The sequence below is a fragment of the Paenibacillus apis genome, assembly GCF_018333295.1.
Classification (GTDB): domain Bacteria; phylum Bacillota; class Bacilli; order Paenibacillales; family Paenibacillaceae; genus Fontibacillus; species Fontibacillus antibioticophila.
This window is the reverse complement of the sequence record NZ_BORS01000028.1, coordinates 13,428-30,905: the sequence shown is the minus strand read 5'-3', so window position 1 is coordinate 30,905 and position 17,478 is coordinate 13,428. Positions and strand designations below refer to the sequence as shown.

Here is a 17,478-nt window from a genome sequence, read left to right as displayed (position 1 = left end):
GACCGACTCCTTTTTGTTTTATAGCTCTGATTGTGGAAAGTCCAATGGGTTGAGCTTACTTCTCATTATTTCCACAATTAACCTACGTAGTAGCAATTAGGATGTCGGTTTCGTTCATTATAACTAGGAAAAATGGGGAGCTGGCGTACCTAGGGTTCAGGTTCAGTTCGGGCTCCCGTTTGAATTTCCCGGTTTAGCAATCATTAAAACGAAAAACCCCGATCCATTCGGACCGGAATTTTTCATTGATATGGAGCCCAGGGTGATCGAATCCCTGACCTCATCGCTGCCAGTGGAGCGCTCTCCCAGAATGGTCATTATCTTCGCACGGCCCGGCTGCTAACCTTTTTTCGACACTGCCGCAGCAGCGCGCTGCATGAATTTCGGGATTAACACCAACGATAATAACGCGACTGCAAAATGCAGCGGATTCGCCACAGCTCCAATATGAGGCTCCATCGGATTTGAGGCCGTGTTGACGGTCATCAATACAGCCATTGCCAAACTCAAGATTGCATAGTATATCACTACCCGAGACGATTTCTTTAGCCAAACACGATAAATCAATGCCCCTATTACATTAGCGAAAAATGCGGATAGTGTAATCGAAACCCCGTTTAACATTTCGAATTCAAAGTCATTGGCCGCGATAATTCCCCAGGCCAGCAGATTAGCTGCAATGGCTGAAATAACTCCTGCCGCCGAACCCGCTATCAATGTTCTGCCTATCGTAACGGACCTGGCTATCTGTTGTTGTGTCGTTGTCTGCATGACAAGCAACTCCTCTCTTTTGTTCACTTATGGGTATCATCTACTTGTGTCGGAACTGCTGGATCAAGAAGCTGTGGCTTCCGCAGTGCAAGACTGAGAGCGATACCTGCGGCTGCCAATATAGCAGTCAATAGAAACGTATCACTATAAGCTGCGGCAATATTTTGCAGTTCCACATTCATGGTCGTCTCATTCAATCGATAGGCAAGAAATCCCGTAAGACCCGCTACCGCCAAAGATGTTACTACATGCTGCGCTGCGGTAGTGAGTGAAGTGACTCTTCCGACAAGAGAACGTGGAGCGGAATTGAGAACATGAGTATTTAGCGCCATCATAATAAGCCCCATACCGGAGCCAATCATAAACAAGGGCAGCAATAGCATCGACAGTCCGGCCTCCGGTGAAACTTGCGATAGCCAAAATAGCGCAGCCGATACGGCGGTTAAACCAATCAGCGCCAGCGGACGGGCGCCCACCTTGTCAAACATACGCCCCCCAACAGGTGTGAAAAGGATCGAACCGACCGCTTGAGCCAGCATTATCAATCCCGTATCAAGTGACGAATAGCCCCGAACAGTCTGGAGATATACCGGAAACAGGACCATAACGCCAAACAATGCGATTTGCACAAGCCATAAAAGCAGAATACCTCGTGTAAAATCAGAAGATTTGAACACACGCAATTCAAGCAAAGGCTGCCTGTGCCGCAGTTCTGTTACAATCAATCCGAACAATGCCGCCGATCCGACAGTAAGAGCAATCACAGTACGGGCGGACGTCCAGTCTGTAGTCCCTTCGGCTACTCCAAAGGCCAGCATGGAGAAAGCCACCGGAGCCAGTATCATCCCAAGCTTATCCAACTTTGGCACTTCAACCTGCGGAAAGACCGGCAAGTATTTCATCCCTACCGCAATGGCTATAATGCCAATCGGCAGATTAATGAGAAAGATCCATTGCCAAGATACATAATCTAGAAGCCAACCTGATAATACAGGACCGAACGCAGGAGCAATCAGGATAGGAATGCCCAGCACACCCATGACTGTCCCTATCTTATGGGGCGGCGTCAACCGGTAAATCACTGCCATGCCAATCGGAGCAACCATGCCTCCGCCAAGTCCTTGCACAATTCGGAAAATAATCAATTGTTCAATGGTTTGTGCCATACCGCATAGTACGGATCCCACGGTAAAGAGCGCAACGGTTGTCAAAAAAATACGCTTAGCTCCAAATTTGTCCGTCATCCAGCCTGCAAGGGGAATAACAGCAGACAATGCCAGAGTATAGCTGGTGAACGTCCACTGAACGACAGCCAAAGTACTCTCAAACTCCTGTTGAAACTTTGGAAAAGCAACATTAACAATGGTGCTATCCAGTATGACCATCACCATGCCAATGACAACGGCAATTAATGGAGCGATAATCATTCGTATGGAAAAGGGCTGAATGTCGGTCAAATGAATCCTCCTTTCATTTACTGTGATTTATAAAATCATAGTTAAAGGCAAAAAAATGAGATATCTCGAGTTACATTATATTCATAAACTGTGTTTTCGTCAATCACAGTTTATGTTTAAGGTTATTTTAATTTCCCTCGTTGATTTTCTTGATCAAGTCCGCTATTGTATGCCGCTCTAAAACCTGAATTAACTGTTTTTCCGACTCATTAATCACGGTGGTGAACATTTCCCGGGTTTCTTCGGCAAAAGGCCCGCTGATGGTTGTATCAAGCAAACCCGCATAAAGCGGCTCAACCATCTGAATCGCCCGGTATACATCAGCAAAAGAGATATCCTCCGGTTTTCTGTGAAGGGCATATCCACCCTCCCGCCCTTCTCTCGCCTCAACGATTCCCGCCTTGACCAGTCGGGACAGGACGCGGCGCGTTAACGTGGCTTCACTGCAAACATGTTCAGCAATTTCATTGCTGGCACAATGCGACTTTTGCTGGCCTGACATGAACACGAGTGACTGAAGGGCATAGCCCAACCATTTGGGCGTTGCTGTTGGTGTATATTTTTCAGTTGGCATTAGACGTCACCTCATTAGATTCTATTGTAACAGCAGATATCGACCGATGCCAGTATGCTATTTCCTTAATAAGCGACACACAGCACTCCGTAGTAAATACAAAAAAACGGCATCTCTGCCGTTTAGTGTTAGGTGTTGGTGGAGCCTAGGGGGATCGAACCCCTGACCTCATCGCTGCCAGCGATGCGCTCTCCCAGCTGAGCTAAGGCCCCTTATTTAGTTAACGCTGGTTTCACAGCGACCCTTTGAGTATATAAAATCCTTCATAACTTGTCAAGAAGTATATGTGTAAAAAAACTGCCGACAGACAGCGTCTCCTCACGCTTTACCATCGGCAGTTCTATCGTACATCCTTCAAATTATTTTCCCGGTGCGGCCAGTTTTTCCGCGCCTACCAGCGGTCGCTTCCATAGTCCGAACGCCAAGCCGGATATTACCGCACCAATGACCACGGCGAGCAGGAACAGCAGGGCATGGTTCGCCAGGGCCGCTACGAAAATACCGCCATGCGGAGCCGGAATATTGATTCCCCACCATTGGGTCAATCCGCCGGCAATCCCTGCGCCGATAATGCTTGTCGTCAATACCCGCAGCGGATCGGCAGCGGCGAACGGAATGGCTCCCTCCGTAATAAAGGAGAAGCCAAGCACATAGTTCGTCAAGCCGGACTGGCGCTCCTGGGCGGTGAACTTGTTCTTGAACAATGTCGTGGCCAGGGCAATCGCAAGCGGAGGAACCATCCCTCCGGCCATAACGGCTGCCATCATCATGCCATTCGTGTTGCCGCTGGAAGTGAAGACACCGATTGCGAAGGTATACGCGGCCTTATTGAACGGCCCGCCCATATCGATCGCCATCATACCGCCAAGCAGCACGCCCAGCAACACCATATTGCCTGTGCCAAGATTATTCAGTGCGTTGATCATGCCCTCATTAATCCAGCTGAAGAATGGCCCGAACAGATAATGCATAATCGCACCCGTAACCAACAGACCGAAGATCGGATAGAGCAGGATCGGCTTCAAGCCTTCCAGCGTTTTAGGCAGACCTGCAAACACTTTTCTCAAACCAATGACGACATAACCGGCAAGGAAGCCCGCCGCCAGACCGCCAAGGAAGCCCGCATTGGCGCCTACCGCCATCAGGCCGCCGACCATCCCCGGCATGAGCGCCGGACGATCGCCGATACTCATGGCAATAAAGCCTGCGAGCACCGGAATCAGGAAATGAAACGCACCATCGCCTCCGCCGATCGCCATCAACAGCGTAACCAGCGGATGGTCACTTCCCAGAACCTGCTCGAACAGGAAGGATAAGGCCAGTAGAATCCCGCCGCCAACTACAAACGGAAGCATATGGGAAACACCGTTCATCAGATCCTTGTAGATTTTGCTGCCTACACTGGTCTTCCCATCTTTATCCGCTTCAGCTTGACCGCCTGCTCCTGCACTCCGGTAAATTGGAGCTTCACCGTTCACGGCTTTACGGATTAACTCCTCCGGCTTGCGGATTCCGTCACTGACCGGACGTTGAAGCACCGGCTTTCCATCAAAGCGGTCCATATCCACCTTCTTGTCAGCGGCGACGATAACCCCCTTCGCCCGGCGAATCTCCTCAGCGGTCAGTACATTGCCTGCGCCTTCAGAACCGTTCGTCTCGACACGGATATTCACGCCCATTTCTTTGGCCTTCTTCTTCAAGGCATCCTCTGCCATGAACGTATGGGCGATCCCCGTCGGACATGCCGTCACGGCAATGACGAACGGTTCTTCACGATGATCGCCACTATCACGATCCGCATCTGTAGATATCACAGTCACAGCATCGCCGACTGCTTTGGCCGTGTCGGTTACTTGGGTCACACCCGCAACCGTGGCCGGCGTACCTCCTGCATTGTGTGCATCCGTCTCAGGCTTTTCGTTTTCTTTCGCTGCCTTCGCTGCTTCCTCTGCACTCTGTCTTTCATCGAACAATCGGGTCACTTCTTCCGGTGACGATGTGTTCATCAGTTGCTGGATGAAGTCACTGTCGATCAATAGCCGGGAAAGCGAAGCCAAGGTCCGCATATGTGTATTTCCCGCACCGTCCGGCGCTGCGATCATGAAGAACAGGTACGCGGGCTCCCCGTCCAGGGCCTCAAAATCAACACCTTGGGCACTCTTCGCAAAGACGACCGTTGCCTCATTAACCGCCTTCGTCTTGGCATGCGGCATCGCAATTCCGCCGCCAATTCCGGTGCTTGATTCGCCCTCCCGTCTTAATATCGCCTGCTTGAATTCCACAGCATCATTGATCCGGCCGCTGGCCGACAGACTCGCAATCAACTCATTCAATGCCGCTTCTTTCGTTGTTGCCTGCAGATTCATGATCATCGTCTCTTTGAGCATCAGATCCGTGATTTTCATTCGGCTTACCCCTCCTAAACAAATTTGATTTCAACTTGCTTGCGCAGCTTATGAATCAGTTCTGTCTCCGCCAAGTCATCAGAGAATGCCGTGGCGCTTCCGCACGCAACCCCTGTAGCAAATGCTTCCATCACATCTCCGCCTTGAGCCCATGCTCCCACAAACCCTGCGATCATCGAATCTCCGGCACCGACCGAATTGCGGACAGTCCCTTGAGGAACATTGGAGCGGTAGACTCCCTCTTTAGTAATCAGGACCGCGCCATCTCCCGCCATCGAGACGAGAACATGCTCGGCCCCCTGCTCCTGCAGCTTTTTGCCGTAATAGATAATTTGATCGATCGAGTTGATTTCAACATTGAACAGCTCTGCCAGTTCATGATGGTTCGGCTTGATCAATAGGGGCCTGTGCGAGACACCCCGCAGCATCGCTTCCCCCGTTGTATCCAGTACAAAACGAACGCCTATCCTGCCGCAAGCTTCAATCAGCCGGTCATAGTACATACCTCCCAGTGAGGAAGGTACGCTTCCGGACAGCACGACAATATCGCCGACAGCGAGTGAATCCAATTTCCGGCACAGCTCATCCGCCTCCTCGGGAGTAATCGTGGGACCCTGACCGTTAATTTCGGTCTCTTCCCCATGCTTGAGCTTGATATTAATCCGGGTATCCCCTGTAACCTGAACAAAATCTGTCGTGATGTTCTCCGAGGCCAGGGTTTCCTTGAGAAAATCTCCTGTAAAACCGCCTAAAAAGCCTAGTGCCGTATTTTCCACACCAAGCCTGCTAAGGATGCGCGATACATTGATCCCCTTGCCCCCGGGGAGCTTAAGATCGCTCTGCATGCGGTTCAGTTCTCCCAGCTGTAGTCCATCCACATGAACGATGTAATCAATAGACGGGTTCAATGTTACTGTATAGATCATGGCTATCCCTCAATTATTTTAGTTTTGTGAGTTAATGATTCCCTTAACGCATCCGGAACAGCGTCTGTAATGAGATAAGCATCATCAAGATCGAACATCCGGGCAAATAGCACCTCGCCAAGCTTGCTGGAATCTGCAAGAATAAAGGCTGCTCCCGACAGCTCTTTCGCCCTGCGCTTGATAAGCGCCTCCTCCGGATCAGGTGTAGTATACCCCATTTGGGCATCCACCCCATTGGCTCCCAGAAAGCATTTATCAAACCGGAACTGCTCCATGTTTTGCATAGCCATACTTCCGATCACGGCCTTGGTATGCATCTTCATCATCCCGCCCAGCAAATAACTGCGAATGTTCTTACCCACGAGCGCCTCCACATGGGATAACCCGTTTGTAACCACCGTCACCTGCTCCGCTTCTATATAGGAAATCATCTTTAAAGTAGTAGTACCCGCATCTAGAAAAATACAATCGCCATCACGAAGCTGTCTGGCCGCCCGACGGGCAATCAAGTCCTTTTCTTGAATGTTTTTGAATGTTTTCTCATTCATTCCGGGCTCCTGACGGTTATCCTTCGGGAGTGCTGCCCCGCCATGAATTCGCCGCAACATCCCTTGCTCCTCCAGGTCAACAAGATCACGACGAACGGTTGATTCCGATGTCCCGAGCAGCTCTACCAGCTCCTGAAGCTTAACAATTCCCCGCTGTTGCAAGCGCTCTATAATTATCGCATAACGCTCTTCTGTCAGCATGACATTCCCTCCAACCCCATCATTCGATCTATATCTTAACACATATTCGTTCAAAATCAATCACAAATAATCAAAATCATTTCTAACGAATTCGAACGTTTTCTGAACTCTATTGCTCACTTAAAAGGCATGTTACAATAGAACAAGGATTCTCCAAATTTGAAATAGCTTCCATCAGGTAAAGAAAGGATCGACCTTCTATATGATAATAAAACCACGTACCCGGGGATTTATTTGTACGACTGCTCATCCGGAGGGATGTGCCCGTCAGGTGCAGCAGCAAATCGAGTATGTACAACAGCGTCCAAGAATTTCCGGCCCAAAAAATGTTCTCGTCATCGGCGCCTCAACCGGATATGGCCTAGCCTCCAGGATTGTGGCCGCTTTTGGCGCAGGGGCCAATACCATCGGCGTATATCGCCCAAGTACAGCAAGCGGTTCACGGACGGCGTCCGCCGGATGGTATCATTCAGCAGCCTTTGAGGAAGCTGCCCATGCCGCAGGACTTCGTTCCTTCAGCGTGACTGGAGATGCATTCACCCCCGAGACCAAACAGAAGACCGCAGAAGTCATTGCCCGGGAATTGGGACAGGTGGATTTGATCATTTACAGTGTTGCCACTGCCCGCCGGTACGATCCCAAGACAGAAGAAACCTACACCTCTGTGCTGAAGCCGATAGGGCAGAGCTACACGAACAAGACTGTTAATTTCCATACAGGAGAAGTCAGCCTGGTTACGCTTGACCCTGCATCGGAGCAAGAAATTGAACACACGGTAAAAGTGATGGGCGGCGAGGACTGGCAGGATTGGATTAAGGTCCTTAATGATGCCGAGGTCCTGGCTCCGCATGCCGTTACGATAGCCTTCTCCTACATAGGCTCTCAGATCACTCAGCCTATTTACCGTGAAGGCACCATCGGCAAAGCTAAGGATCATTTGGAGCAAACCGCCAGAGAGCTTCACGAGCAGCTGTCTGCCGGTGGAGGCGGCGCCTATGTCGCAGTGACCAAAGCACTCGTCACGCAATCCAGCTCCGCAATTCCGGTAGTGCCGTTATATATGTCGGTCTTATACAAGACGATGAAGGAGCATGGTCTTCACGAAGGCACGATTGAGCAGATGGTTCGCTTATTCACAGAGCGTCTCTACACAGACGGATCGGTGCCTGTTGATTCACTGGAGCGGATTCGCCTGGATGATTGGGAGATGCGAGGAGATATCCAAGAAGAGGTAAGCCGTATTTGGGCAGAGCTGGAGACAAGTAATGTATTTCAGCTTACGGACCTTGAAGGCTTCCGCAAGGAATTCTTCCAATTATTCGGCTTTGAGACAGATGGCGTGGATTATGAAGCGGATTGTGATCCTGAGGTTGCAGTACGAAATGTAATATCTTAATGACAACGGAAAGCAAGAAGTTCTATGCAGTAGGAGTCTCTTAATGCAAACAGGCCTCCCGTAAGCTTTTGGGAGGCCTCTTCCTGTTTGAAATCAGCGAACGACAGCGATCGCAAACATTTTCTCGTCTGTTTCCTAGCGTATTTTAGATTTTCGCTGGAGGCCTTTGGGACAGCCCTATTACCTTATTTCAGCAGCCAGAGGGCGGGAACAACGTTAGGCTCCCAGCCTGTCAATGAAGTATGCGCCTGGCGGCATTCGTAGGTGCTGCCATTGTAGCTGACAAGATCTCCGACCGCATAGGCTACTCCGGCAGCCCATGGCTGAGCGCTGGATGCAGAAGCCGTTGTGGCGCTGACCGGATTGCTTGCCGCTGATTCATTACCTGCTGCGTCTATCGCTTTAACTGTAAAAGAGTACGTTGTATTGGCGGATAAGCCAGTTACCGTGTATGAAGTTGTCGTGCCGGATAAAGTCGCGACAAGATTGGCGCCGCGATACACCTTATAGCCGGTCACCCCTACATTATCTGTAGCCGCATTCCACATCAGCTGCACACTGGAAGCCGTAGGCGTCCCCATCACATGGAGATTACCTGGAGCAGTCGGCGCTTGCGTATCCGGGGCCGCCGTTCCGGTCGTCAAGCTGACTGTATTACTGCCGGCGGACAGATTCCCCGCTGCATCAATGGCTTTGACCTGGAAGGTATAAGCTGTAGCCGGACTGAGCCCGGTTGCCGTATAGCTAAGAACCGAACCCGATACCGAGCCGATCTGAGTAGTTCCCCGGTAGATCCGATAACCAGTCACACCGACATTATCCGTCGCAGCCGACCAGGAGAGGGATGCCGTCGTCGAGGTCACGTTAGAATAGGTCAGGTTCCCTGGTGCTGTCGGAGCCTGATTATCCACGGGGTTGCTTCCTCCAAAGTTTACATCAATGACATTGTAGAAGGCATTTGCTGTATCCGCAATTTCCCATACCGCCAGGATAACATGGTAGCCTGTCCGAGCAGGCACATTCATCGTGTCCGAGTACGTATACGGAGGCTGAACTCCTCCATAATTGACGGAGTGGAACGGCGTCAAGTCGAATGAATCGCGCGTTAATGGTGCGTTCGGGTTCCAGCCGGGCTTCGTGATATAGTATTTCCAGCTTGAAGTAGCATGGGGAGCGGTTAAAGTCCAGGTGAATGTATTCTGGCCAGCAGTCATGTTAACCTTGGTCCAGCGACTTGACGATTGTTCGTCGAGCTTAGGGAATATTCCGCCAGCACTGGCAATCTTGCCATCTGCCGGACCGGCCGCAGGGAATCCCTTCGGTGCCTCCAGACTCTGAGGTTCATATATCACAGCGCCGCAATCACTGTTCTGGCCCAGCTTGCATAAGTAAGCCCGACTCCCTGGGGATTCAACATATCCATGTGCGGATGCCTTCTCGGCAAGCACAAACATACAGATACATGCAAAGAGGAGAACTCCGAGTGAACCAAGTGCCTTCAAATACAATGAACGGGTATAACGAGTTTCAGTCATTAGAAATCCCTCCTTCATTTTTTTGAAAACGAACATCACCTGAACGAAATACTCCCTGCTTGTCCAATTAAACTGAATCTGCTTTTGTGTTCACCTCCTCTTCTTAATCACTTAAGGGATAGGAGCGAAGGTTATTTGCTGCAAATAAAAGTGGAAATAGTGCGATATATAGGAATAAAAAGTAAATTATCCCTCAACATTCATTATAACGACCTCTGTGTCTTTTGTGTGAAAAGAAATAGGAAATCATTGTTAAATGTAATATATTGTTGTTATTTATCAGAACTTCTATGTCTTTTGACAATATAATGAAATAGCAAAGAGCACTGCCGTTAGCAGTGCTCTTGCATGCAAATTCTTAAAGTTATACGAATGTTCTGGAGATAATCACCAGCAGGATAAACAACACAAGAATTACACCTGTGGATGTCCAAAGTCCTCCAACGCCAACTTCATTGCATCCCGACATGCTTTCCCCTCCTCACATCAGTATAGGGTATCATATTAAGGGCCCTAACTAATTGTCACGGCACGGGGGTGCCTATATTTCAGGCCTGCCCATTGCATCTATCTCCGGCGAGCATAACATACATCATAGAACAAGATGATCTTAAGCGGGTGGTACATTTGGCCGGCAGAAAAAAGGCAGGTATCAGAAGCACGAATAATAGCCCAGGAAAAAACAAAGAAATTGTCCTTAGCGACTTGTCCGCCGATGATCTTGCAATCATCGCAGCCGGTCTTACTACGCTGGGCGAATTTTTTTCATTTCTATCGCTAATTAAATTACAACAGGAAGCAGGCGCAAACAAAGGGCAGAGCGCATTAACTGACTTTTTCACTTAATTCGCTCATTTCTTGTCGACCTCGGTTCGGCGCAACTGCCATCGCTTCCACTTTCTCCATCTCATCGCCAGTAAAAGCACGATCAAGATGAACACTCCCCCAAAGAAGAAGGCCAGATACTTCTCGACCAGACGTATAACCAAATGCCATTGCTCTCCAAAGATGTAGCCAATGCCGATAAAGGCAGTGACCCAAATCAGGGCTCCGGGGTAAGCATACAAAGCAAAGGTTCTGTAGGGAATCTTTATTATTCCTACAAAATAACCGAAGAGCTGTCTGACTCCCGGAATGAAGAAGCTGATAAACAGCATTTTATTTCCGTATTTATCATATGTTCTCCGCGTTCGCTCCAGGTGAGACGGCTTGATCAAGAACCATTTTCCGTATTGTTGAACCAGCGGTGCGCCTACATGATGTCCAATCAGATAGGTAACCGTTATACCTATAACTGATCCTGCATAAGCAACCAGGATAGCCGGCAGCAATTCAAGCGTTCCCTTAAAAGCCAAATAACCGGTATAGGTGAGTGTCGTTTGTCCCGGCGGGATCGGAAGAGCGATAAAATCCAGAGGAAGCCCGCACAACAGCACAAAATAGCCGTAGCTGCGGAACATCTCCTCAATCCACTCCAGTATGTTCATGGATGACGTCTCCTGTTATGTATGGGATATGGTGCGTACAAGCACCATCCCTATATTACTCCAATTTCATCCATGTTCCAAATGTCTAGTTATAAAATGAGCTTAACCGAACCTGCCCGAAATATAATCATGGGTTCGTTTATCTTCAGGATTGGTGAAAATTTGATCTGTTGCCCCGTACTCCACCATCTCTCCCATCAGGAAGAAAGCGGTATAATCCGACACCCGGGCTGCTTGCTGCATATTATGGGTGACGATCACAATACAATACTCCTGCTTCAGTTCGGCAATCAATTCCTCGACTTTGGCGCTGGATACCGGGTCCAGGGCGGAAGCGGGCTCATCCATCAGGATGATGTCCGGACTTACAGCGATCGATCTCGCAATGCACAATCGTTGCTGTTGTCCCCCCGAGAGCGATAATGCCGAACGGTTCAAACGGTCCTTGGTTTCCTCCCAGAGCGCAGCCTTGCGCAGAGAGCTTTCCACGATCTCATCCAGCTTCCTTTTGTCTCGGATCCCGTGGTAACGCGGACCGAAGGCAATATTTTCATAGATCGATTTATGAAAAGGATTCGGTCTTTGCCACACCATGCCGATCTTTTGGCGCAGCAGGACCACGTCTGTCTTGGGATGGTTAATATCCTCATCCCCAATCCGAATCTCTCCGGTGATTCGCGCATCCGCAATCAAGTCGTTCATCCGGTTCAGACTGCGCAGAAATGTAGACTTCCCGCAGCCCGAAGGCCCGATAAGCGCTGTGACTTCCTTGGTTGCAAAGTCAAGCGAGAGGCTTTTAACCGCATGCTTTTCTCCATAAAATACATTTAAATCCTTCGTAGACATAACAATATTACGCATGGGTATCCTCCTATCTTGATGCCGTAAATTTCTTTTGGAGCTGACGTCCGACAAAGCGGGCCAACAGGTTAAACAACAGAACCGTCAGAATCAGTACGGCTGAAGCACCGGCTGCAATTTCAGGCGCATCAGGGGCGAGCCCTTCCGAGTTAACCTTCCAGATATGAACAGCCAGCGTCTCGGCAGGACGGAACGGATTCAAGGGAGACATCGGGCTGAACGGATTCCAGTCGGTAAAGTCAAGACGCGGGCTGCTCATCCCGGCCGTAAATAACAAGGCTGCCGCTTCGCCAAACACACGTCCGGCGGCCAGAATGGTTCCCGTCAGAATAACAGGGAGAGCAATCGGAAGCATAACCGACCGGATCGTTTTCCATTTGGACAACCCCAGGGCCAGACTGGCTTCCTTCTGTGCCAGCGGAACACTTGCCAAGCCTTGCTCGGTAATGCGCACCATCAATGGCAGGTTAAAGACCGTCAGGGCTAGCGCACCGGAGAACAAGGAGAATCCGAAGCCAAACGTATTTACAAAGACAAGGAGACCAAACAAACCTACAACGATCGACGGGAAGGAAGAGAGCACTTCAACAATCAGGCGAATCGAGTCTGTCACCCTTCCCGGCTTGGCATATTGACTCATATAGATGCCGGCGCCTAAACCGAGCGGGACCGTAATAATAAGTGTCAGCACCAACAAGAATAAGGAATTGAACAACTGCGGCCCGATTCCTCCGCCTTCACGGATCGTCTCTGGCGGAGAAGTCAGGAAGTCAAAGCTGATATGACCAAGTCCTCGTACCAATATAAATCCTAGCAAGCCCACCATAATGAGAACAATGATGCCAGCAAATAATATGATGACTCCTGTTGCAATTTTGTCTACTGTTTTCGCACTCATCGAATTGCTCTCCTTTCAAGCCAACGTACAACGAAGACGAAGACGAAGGTCATCAGCAACAGAATCAGAGCAAGCGTCCACAGGACATTGTTCTGAATCGTACCCATAACCGTGTTCCCCATGCTTAGCGTGATTACACTGGTAAGTGTGGAGGTAGATTGGAACAAGGAATTCGGAATATGCGGCGCGTTCCCGATAACCATCTGCACAGCGAGCGCCTCGCCGAATGCACGTGCCATTCCAAGCACGACTCCTGTCATCAAGGCAGGAAGCGTAGTGGGAATGACCGTTCGCGAAAGCGTCTGCCACCGGGTTGCGCCAAGCGCGTAGGAGCCTTCCTTCAGACCAGATGGCAGAGCCCGAAGCGCGTCTGTAGCAATCGAAGTCATCGTAGGCAGAATCATGACAGACAATACGGAAGCACCTGCCAAAATCCCGAGACCTTGTCCCGGAAATATATTCCGGTAAAAGGGGACAATGACACTCAGTCCGACGAATCCATAGACAACGGAAGGAATCCCGGCGAGTAGTTCAATTGCTGGCTGGAGCACCTTTTTCCCCAGGTTCGGCATAATTTCCACCATGAACAGAGCCCCGCAGATACTCAGCGGAGCAGAGATTAGCGCCGCAAGCATAGAAGTCGCAAAGGAACCGAATATGAACGGCAGGGCACCGAACATCGGCGGTTCTCCTTCCGGCTTCCACGAGGTCCCCCCGAGCATCTCAGCCAAGCTGATTCCATTCTTGAAAAATGAGCTCAGTCCCTTAGTCGCAACAAAATAGACCATAGAAAAAATGGTCACGACTAATAGAACGATACACAAGGAAGTCAGAATTTTCCCTGTCCATTCTTCGATGATATGCTGTTTCACTCTGCGGCTATCGTTGGAACGAGCCATAGTACCTCTCCCTTTGTTCAGCACAGAAAGAGGCGAATGCTCGCCTCTTTGCTGGCCTTATGTTGTTGTAGGCAATTATTTATTTGGTGATGTTGCCGTCAACATCACGTGTTACTTGCATTTTCGAAATCGGAATGTAGCCAAGTTCGACGATATCCTCATGAACTGCTTCGGAAACCATGAAGTCGAGGAACGCCTTGACAGCTCCAGTTGGCTCACCTTTTGTATACATATGCTCGTATGCCCACACCAGATAGCTGCCATTTGTTACATTCTCTTCATTTGCTTCAACGCCTTCATATTTCACAGTCTTTACGGAGTCATCCAGGTAAGAAAGAGCCAGGTAACCGATCGCGCCAGGAGTTTCAGCAACCAGCTTTTTTACGGTACCCGAGGAATCCTCTTGGATGGATCCTTCAAGATCTTCTGTCTTTGTACCCAATGCATATTTTTCAAAAGTAGCACGCGTACCGGAGCTCGATGGTCTGTTTACGATTTGGATCGCTTGATCTGAACCGCCGACTTCACTCCAGTTCTTCACTTCACCCGAGAAGATTTTAACCAATTGATCTTTGGTCAGGTTATCCACGCCTACTGCAGGATTAACAACTGCCGCCATGGCTACTACAGCTACTTGATGGTCAACCAGCTCTGCAGCCGGTCCTGCTTCAAGCTTCTCTTCTGCAAATACGTCGGAGTTACCGATATCTGCTTGGCCGCCGGAGACTTGAGTCAAGCCAGTACCGCTGCCGCCGCCTTGGACTTGAATCGATACTTTAGGATTCAGATCCATAAACTTCTTGGAAGCTTCATCAACAAGCGGTTGCAGTGCGGAAGAGCCTACTGCAAGAATGGAGCCGCTCAATTCTTCTGTTTGTTCAGGTGCTTCATTTGCTGTATTATTTGTGCTGCCGGTATTGGACGACGTATCAGGCGTATTCGAAGCTGTGTTGTTCGAGCCTTGTCCACATGCTGCAAGTGTTACAGTCAATAAAATCGTCATAACCAACATCAAACTTTTCTTCATGATTCAGGTTTCCCCCTTATTTGTTTGTACAATATCGATTATAAGAAGCAAGTATAAAGGTCGTGTATTGGTTATGTTAACGCAATGTAAAAAATTCATACGTCATTCCGCGATGTTTTTGCTTCAACTTTTATATCAGGTTGAACTGTAGCTGAATGCAAAAAAGGATTTGACCGAAAACGGGTTCGGTCAAATCCTTTTTTGTGATTATAGAATCTATGCTGCTAAGTGATGCAGCGTCTTATGCAGGCGGCGGCTCCCAAGCCAAGAACGGCTCCTGTCAACCCTAAGAGAGCTACAGTCAGAACAAGCCGGCTTGGCTGCAACTCCATCAGGAAAGACACACTGCTGCCCAGGGTGGTCCCCGCCAAGAAGCCAATAGCGAGGCCTGCCGGTGTTAACGATTTCAAGATGGAAGCGGAATCTTCCTTCATCTCGATTACTCACCTCATTACATTAATGCTCAGGACTCATCATCCGTATTTTTAGACAGCAGGCCCTTCAGTTCCTTCATGAACATATTGATGTCCTTAAACTGTCTGTACACAGATGCAAAACGAACATAAGCCACTTCGTCTACCGGATAGAGCTGCTCCATGACCAGCTCTCCGATCCCGCGGCTCTCTACTTCAGCATTCGCAGATTGACGCATGGAGCGTTCGACCTCCGATACAATCGACTCCAATTGTTCCACCGAGACCGGACGCTTCTCGCAAGCCCGGATCAGACCGCGCAGCATCTTCTCCCTGCTAAATTCTTCCCGGCTTCCGTCCTTCTTAATCACAATAAGCGGCATTTCTTCAACCATTTCAAAGGTAGTAAAGCGGCGATTGCACTTCTCACATTCACGCCGCCGGCGAATCGAGCGATTTTCATTGGCCGGGCGGGAATCCAGCACCTTCGTTCCAAGGTAGTCGCAATAAGGACATTTCAAGGTCTTCTGCTCCTTTCCAATATATAACTGTAAGATTCAGTAATGAACTTCACGCTTGCCGAGCATAATACTGTTACCAACTCAAGGAGGTGAACAACAACATGGCCCAAAACAATTCATCTAATAACCTGGTGGTGAAGCAAGCTTCCGGAGCGCTGGAGCAAATGAAATATGAGGTTGCTCAAGAGCTGGGCATTGCTTTCCCGCAAGACGGTTACGCTGGTAACTTGACCTCTTACGAAAACGGTTCGATCGGTGGTTATATTACAAAACGTCTGGTGACTCTGGCCGAACAACAATTGGCAGGTCAATTTAAATAACGGACAAATATAACTTCTGAACGAGCACGGAAGCACAGATGGCGAATGCCTTCTTGTGCTTCCTTTTTTTAAACTTCCCAGATCAGAAATCCGAATAGATCCTTGAATATTGCTTGTAATAATGTGCAACCCGCTGCACATAGTGCCTTGTCTCACCAAACGGAATATTCTTCGCAGTCTCCAGCTTGCCGTCCCAACGGCCGCTTTTGAGCCAATTCTTCACATTCGTCGGACCGGCGTTATAGGCAGCAATCATAGCAATCATATTGCCATCAAATTGATCGCCTAACCAGTCCAAGTACCAAGTTCCAATCTGTATATTCAAGCCGCTTTCTTCTTTCACCCTGCTCAATTCCACTTCATCCATCTTCGCCTTCTGTACAACCCAATCCGCTGTATCCGGCATGATCTGCATAATGCCAAGCGCTCCCTTTGGAGATTCCGCCCCCGGCTTATAGTTCGTCTCTACCTTAATAATCGCAGCTACAACCAGGGGGTCCAGTCCATAAGTTCCTGCATGCGTCCGGATTTCTTCCTTATAATAGATCGGATAGAATAAGGCCAACCAAGAAGAATTAAAGAACAGGATCACGATAAAGCCTAACAACAACATCAACAGAACTCTCTTTTTTCTCAGCCACCTCATAAAACCCGGCTCCGCCAGAAATCATCGATTTGACTCTCGGTCTCTTCATAACTCCGGCTATTATCAATCAAAATATCCGCTCGTCTTCTCTTCTCCTCGATATTCATCTGTGCAGCAAGCCTTAGCTCTGCTTCTTGCACCGTCAACGCATCCCGTTGCATGAGACGCTCCAACTGGAGAGACTGCGGTACATAGACCACCATAATCTCCTCGTACAAATTCTCAAGTCCTGACTCGTATAGCAAGGGGATATCGGCAACCACCAGGCGTTCAGGGTTTTCCCGCTCCAAGGCATCCAGTTCCGCCTTCATCTCCCTGCGAATCGCCGGATGCGTAATGTCCTCAAGCGCTTTCCGCTCCACGGGGTCCGAGAACACAATCTCTCCAAGCCGTTTGCGATTTAATTGGCCACCCGCCAGCAATACGGTTTCGCCAAACCTTTCAACAACTTTTGCAAGTACAGGATGACCGGGCTCCATGATTCTTCTGGCTACCACATCCGCATCAATCAATGCAGCGCCGCGTGCAACGAGCATTTGTGAGACGGTACTCTTGCCGGTGGCAATGCCTCCCGTAAGTCCGATATTCACAGC

Annotated in this window: 20 protein-coding genes and 1 tRNA gene; 3 read left to right on the top strand and 18 right to left on the bottom strand. The window is 49.3% G+C overall.

Going from position 1 to position 17,478, the window contains the following annotated elements; all coding sequences use genetic code 11:
* Positions 1 to 339 precede the first annotated feature (339 nt).
* From KI362_RS24295 to KI362_RS24265, 7 genes are all read right to left on the bottom strand, one after another.
* The gene (locus tag KI362_RS24295; RefSeq protein WP_301630860.1) at positions 340 to 771 is read right to left on the bottom strand and encodes a hypothetical protein; all 432 of its coding nucleotides are present in this window, start codon (positions 769 to 771) and stop codon (positions 340 to 342) included.
* Positions 772 to 794: 23 nt separating this feature from the next.
* A complete protein-coding gene (locus tag KI362_RS24290) occupies positions 795 to 2,228 on the bottom strand; it encodes a DHA2 family efflux MFS transporter permease subunit (RefSeq protein WP_301630859.1) in 1,434 nt (477 codons plus the stop codon).
* 127 nt (positions 2,229 to 2,355) lie between these two features.
* Complete coding sequence (locus tag KI362_RS24285; protein ID WP_301630858.1) at positions 2,356 to 2,802, bottom strand: RrF2 family transcriptional regulator; 447 nt, start codon at positions 2,800 to 2,802, stop codon at positions 2,356 to 2,358.
* 136 nt (positions 2,803 to 2,938) lie between these two features.
* Positions 2,939 to 3,014, bottom strand: a tRNA-Ala gene (locus KI362_RS24280).
* A 147-nt stretch (positions 3,015 to 3,161) separates the two neighbouring features.
* The gene (locus KI362_RS24275; RefSeq protein WP_301630857.1) at positions 3,162 to 5,207 is read right to left on the bottom strand and encodes a PTS fructose transporter subunit IIABC; all 2,046 of its coding nucleotides are present in this window, start codon (positions 5,205 to 5,207) and stop codon (positions 3,162 to 3,164) included.
* Positions 5,208 to 5,221: 14 nt separating this feature from the next.
* Positions 5,222 to 6,133: a 1-phosphofructokinase gene (gene pfkB / locus KI362_RS24270; RefSeq protein WP_301630856.1), complete on the bottom strand. Its 912-nt coding sequence runs from the start codon at positions 6,131 to 6,133 to the stop codon at positions 5,222 to 5,224.
* Between the two features lie 2 nt (positions 6,134 to 6,135).
* On the bottom strand, positions 6,136 to 6,882 hold the full coding sequence (locus KI362_RS24265) for a DeoR/GlpR family DNA-binding transcription regulator (RefSeq protein ID WP_301630855.1): 747 nt from the start codon (positions 6,880 to 6,882) through the stop codon (positions 6,136 to 6,138).
* Positions 6,883 to 7,084: 202 nt separating this feature from the next.
* On the opposite strand from KI362_RS24265, the gene fabV reads away from it, so the two are divergent.
* A complete protein-coding gene (gene fabV / locus KI362_RS24260) occupies positions 7,085 to 8,278 on the top strand; it encodes an enoyl-ACP reductase FabV (RefSeq protein ID WP_301630854.1) in 1,194 nt (397 codons plus the stop codon).
* Positions 8,279 to 8,463: 185 nt separating this feature from the next.
* On the opposite strand, the gene KI362_RS24255 is transcribed toward fabV, so the two are convergent.
* Together KI362_RS24255 and KI362_RS24250 are read right to left on the bottom strand one after the other, a co-directional pair.
* Positions 8,464 to 9,813: a lytic polysaccharide monooxygenase gene (locus KI362_RS24255; RefSeq protein ID WP_301630853.1), complete on the bottom strand. Its 1,350-nt coding sequence runs from the start codon at positions 9,811 to 9,813 to the stop codon at positions 8,464 to 8,466.
* Positions 9,814 to 10,177: 364 nt separating this feature from the next.
* Positions 10,178 to 10,282, bottom strand: a complete 105-nt coding sequence (locus KI362_RS24250; protein WP_212942489.1) for a YjcZ family sporulation protein — start codon at positions 10,280 to 10,282, stop codon at positions 10,178 to 10,180.
* A gap of 158 nt (positions 10,283 to 10,440) precedes the next feature.
* On the opposite strand from KI362_RS24250, the gene KI362_RS24245 reads away from it, so the two are divergent.
* Entirely contained in the window at positions 10,441 to 10,659 is a 219-nt protein-coding gene (locus tag KI362_RS24245) for a hypothetical protein (protein ID WP_049894772.1), read from the top strand.
* 5 nt (positions 10,660 to 10,664) lie between these two features.
* Here the strand turns inward: KI362_RS24245 and KI362_RS24240 are convergent, their stop codons facing one another.
* The 7 genes from KI362_RS24240 to nrdR form a co-directional block, all read right to left on the bottom strand.
* The gene (locus KI362_RS24240) at positions 10,665 to 11,300 is read right to left on the bottom strand and encodes a DedA family protein (RefSeq protein WP_044477742.1); all 636 of its coding nucleotides are present in this window, start codon (positions 11,298 to 11,300) and stop codon (positions 10,665 to 10,667) included.
* A gap of 102 nt (positions 11,301 to 11,402) precedes the next feature.
* Positions 11,403 to 12,161 carry a phosphate ABC transporter ATP-binding protein PstB gene (gene pstB, locus KI362_RS24235; protein WP_044477741.1) on the bottom strand — a complete coding sequence of 253 codons (759 nt, stop codon included), beginning with the start codon at positions 12,159 to 12,161 and terminating at the stop codon, positions 11,403 to 11,405.
* Between the two features lie 10 nt (positions 12,162 to 12,171).
* Entirely contained in the window at positions 12,172 to 13,059 is an 888-nt protein-coding gene (pstA, locus tag KI362_RS24230) for a phosphate ABC transporter permease PstA (protein WP_044477740.1), read from the bottom strand.
* Entirely contained in the window at positions 13,056 to 13,958 is a 903-nt protein-coding gene (pstC, locus tag KI362_RS24225; RefSeq protein ID WP_212942494.1) for a phosphate ABC transporter permease subunit PstC, read from the bottom strand. Before pstC ends, pstA begins: the two co-directional genes overlap by 4 nt.
* 79 nt (positions 13,959 to 14,037) lie before the next feature.
* Positions 14,038 to 14,985 (bottom strand): phosphate ABC transporter substrate-binding protein, encoded by a 948-nt coding sequence (locus KI362_RS24220; protein ID WP_374705713.1) that lies wholly within the window; start codon positions 14,983 to 14,985, stop codon positions 14,038 to 14,040.
* 224 nt (positions 14,986 to 15,209) lie between these two features.
* Positions 15,210 to 15,419, bottom strand: a complete 210-nt coding sequence (locus KI362_RS24215) for a hypothetical protein (protein WP_301630852.1) — start codon at positions 15,417 to 15,419, stop codon at positions 15,210 to 15,212.
* Positions 15,420 to 15,448: 29 nt separating this feature from the next.
* Positions 15,449 to 15,919, bottom strand: a complete 471-nt coding sequence (gene nrdR / locus KI362_RS24210) for a transcriptional regulator NrdR (RefSeq protein WP_044477737.1) — start codon at positions 15,917 to 15,919, stop codon at positions 15,449 to 15,451.
* A 101-nt stretch (positions 15,920 to 16,020) separates the two neighbouring features.
* Between nrdR and KI362_RS24205 the strand changes: the two genes are divergently transcribed.
* Positions 16,021 to 16,239 carry an alpha/beta-type small acid-soluble spore protein gene (locus KI362_RS24205; protein WP_044477736.1) on the top strand — a complete coding sequence of 73 codons (219 nt, stop codon included), beginning with the start codon at positions 16,021 to 16,023 and terminating at the stop codon, positions 16,237 to 16,239.
* Between the two features lie 82 nt (positions 16,240 to 16,321).
* Here KI362_RS24205 and KI362_RS24200 read toward each other — a convergent pair whose 3' ends face one another.
* Together KI362_RS24200 and coaE are read right to left on the bottom strand one after the other, a co-directional pair.
* A complete protein-coding gene (locus KI362_RS24200; RefSeq protein ID WP_301630851.1) occupies positions 16,322 to 16,885 on the bottom strand; it encodes a lytic transglycosylase domain-containing protein in 564 nt (187 codons plus the stop codon).
* Positions 16,882 to 17,475 carry a dephospho-CoA kinase gene (gene coaE, locus KI362_RS24195; protein WP_301630850.1) on the bottom strand — a complete coding sequence of 198 codons (594 nt, stop codon included), beginning with the start codon at positions 17,473 to 17,475 and terminating at the stop codon, positions 16,882 to 16,884. The genes KI362_RS24200 and coaE overlap by 4 nt, the downstream gene beginning before the upstream one ends.
* Positions 17,476 to 17,478: the final 3 nt, after the last annotated feature.

Coding starts and splice junctions, on each gene's coding strand:
- KI362_RS24285 (WP_301630858.1), bottom strand. CDS start 2,802: ATGCCAACTGAAAAATATACACCAACAGCAACGCCCAAATGGTTGGGC.
- KI362_RS24215 (WP_301630852.1), bottom strand. CDS start 15,419: ATGAAGGAAGATTCCGCTTCCATCTTGAAATCGTTAACACCGGCAGGC.
- KI362_RS24200 (WP_301630851.1), bottom strand. CDS start 16,885: ATGAGGTGGCTGAGAAAAAAGAGAGTTCTGTTGATGTTGTTGTTAGGC.
- pstB (WP_044477741.1), bottom strand. CDS start 12,161: ATGCGTAATATTGTTATGTCTACGAAGGATTTAAATGTATTTTATGGA.
- KI362_RS24275 (WP_301630857.1), bottom strand. CDS start 5,207: ATGAAAATCACGGATCTGATGCTCAAAGAGACGATGATCATGAATCTG.
- KI362_RS24240 (WP_044477742.1), bottom strand. CDS start 11,300: ATGAACATACTGGAGTGGATTGAGGAGATGTTCCGCAGCTACGGCTAT.
- KI362_RS24250 (WP_212942489.1), bottom strand. CDS start 10,282: ATGTCGGGATGCAATGAAGTTGGCGTTGGAGGACTTTGGACATCCACA.
- KI362_RS24265 (WP_301630855.1), bottom strand. CDS start 6,882: ATGCTGACAGAAGAGCGTTATGCGATAATTATAGAGCGCTTGCAACAG.
- KI362_RS24205 (WP_044477736.1), top strand. CDS start 16,021: ATGGCCCAAAACAATTCATCTAATAACCTGGTGGTGAAGCAAGCTTCC.
- KI362_RS24295 (WP_301630860.1), bottom strand. CDS start 771: ATGCAGACAACGACACAACAACAGATAGCCAGGTCCGTTACGATAGGC.
- pfkB (WP_301630856.1), bottom strand. CDS start 6,133: ATGATCTATACAGTAACATTGAACCCGTCTATTGATTACATCGTTCAT.
- pstC (WP_212942494.1), bottom strand. CDS start 13,958: ATGGCTCGTTCCAACGATAGCCGCAGAGTGAAACAGCATATCATCGAA.
- KI362_RS24255 (WP_301630853.1), bottom strand. CDS start 9,813: ATGACTGAAACTCGTTATACCCGTTCATTGTATTTGAAGGCACTTGGT.
- KI362_RS24220 (WP_374705713.1), bottom strand. CDS start 14,985: ATGAAGAAAAGTTTGATGTTGGTTATGACGATTTTATTGACTGTAACA.
- fabV (WP_301630854.1), top strand. CDS start 7,085: ATGATAATAAAACCACGTACCCGGGGATTTATTTGTACGACTGCTCAT.
- pstA (WP_044477740.1), bottom strand. CDS start 13,059: ATGAGTGCGAAAACAGTAGACAAAATTGCAACAGGAGTCATCATATTA.